This window comes from Kitasatospora sp. NPDC057512 (genome assembly GCF_042802135.1).
GTDB lineage: Bacteria > Actinomycetota > Actinomycetes > Streptomycetales > Streptomycetaceae > Kitasatospora.
Genome location: NZ_JBHVET010001236.1, coordinates 1 through 1,323, shown reverse-complemented (window position 1 = coordinate 1,323; position 1,323 = coordinate 1). Strand labels below are relative to the sequence as shown.

General features: G+C 73.5%; 1 protein-coding gene. It reads right to left on the bottom strand.

All coding sequences use genetic code 11. From position 1 onward, the window contains the following. Positions 1–23: 23 nt before the first annotated feature. A complete protein-coding gene (locus ACFU6K_RS39170; RefSeq protein ID WP_380671474.1) occupies positions 24–1,181 on the bottom strand; it encodes an epoxide hydrolase family protein in 1,158 nt (385 codons plus the stop codon). Positions 1,182–1,323 lie beyond the last annotated feature (142 nt).

Genomic DNA, 1,323 nt, shown 5'->3' with positions numbered 1-1,323 from the left:
GGGCGACTCGGTGGACGATCCGCTCAGCGGACCCGACGCGCGAACTCCCGGACGTCGCCGACGAACAGCTCGGGCTGCTCCAGGGCGGCGAAGTGCCCGCCGCGGTCGAACTCCGACCAGTGGGCGAGGGTCGGGAGGATCCGTTCGGCCCAGCGCCGGATCGGCCGGACCGCGTCCTCGGGGAACACCGCCACCCCGACCGGCGCGGACAGCGGCCAGGGGCCGGCCCAGGTGCGGAGGAAGTCGGCGTCCAGCCGGTTGGACTCGTAGTAGAGCTGGGCGCTGGAGCCGGCGGAGGCGGTGAACCAGTAGATCGCCACGTCGGTCAGCAGCCGGTCCCGGTCGACGACGTCCTCGGGAACCGACCCGGCCGCCGTCCACTCCATGAACTTCTCGACGATCCAGGCGAGTTGGCCCACCGGCGAATCGGTCAGGCCGTACGCGAGGGTCTGCGGCCGGGTGGACTGGATCTTCCGCCAGCCGGCCCCGTCCTGCTCGAAGTACCCGGCGAACTCCAGCCGGGCCCGGTCCGCCGGGTCGAGTCGCGCGAACTCGGCCGGGTCCTGCGGCGGGAAGGTGGCGAGCATGTTGAGGTGGACGCCGGCCACGTGCTCCGGGTCGGCCAGGCCCAGTTGCAGCGAGACCGGCATGCCCCAGTCGCCGCCCTGGACGAGGTACCGGTCGTAGCCGAGCCGGTGCATCAGCTCGGCCCAGGCCCGGGCGACCCGGGCGGTGTCCCAGCCGGCCTCCCGGGGGTGGCCGGAGAAGCCGTAGCCGGGCAGCGAGGGTATGACCAGGTGGAACGCGTCGGCGGGATCGCCGCCGTGGGCCCGCGGATCGGTCAGCGGGCCGATCACGTCCAGGAACTCCGCCACCGAGCCGGGCCAGCCGTGGGTGACGACCAGCGGCAGGGCGTCCGGCTCGGGCGAGCGGACGTGCAGGAAGTGGACGTCCACGCCGTCGACTTCGGTCAGGAACTGCGGGAAGGAGTTGAGGTGCGCCTCGGCCTTGCGCCAGTCGAAGCCGGTGCGCCAGTACTCGGCCAGCTCCTTCAGGTAGCCGAGCGGCACGCCGCGCCGCCAGCCGGCGCCGGGGAGTTCGCCGGGCCAGCGGGTGGCCGCGAGCCGGCGGTCCAGGTCGTCGAGGGCTTCCTGCGGGATGTCGATACGGAAGGGACGCATCCGAGTCCTCTCAGCGGGACCGTGCGCCGACCCGGGCCGGCGCCGGAGGGGTGGCGGCCGGCGTACCGGCCGGTCCGAGCGGGGGTGCCGCAGCCGTACGGCACACTCCCGTACGGCACCAGTGGCTTATACACCACAGACG

Excerpts from the sequence above, each read along its gene's own strand:
- ACFU6K_RS39170 (WP_380671474.1), bottom strand. The coding sequence starts at position 1,181 with ATGCGTCCCTTCCGTATCGACATCCCGCAGGAAGCCCTCGACGACCTG.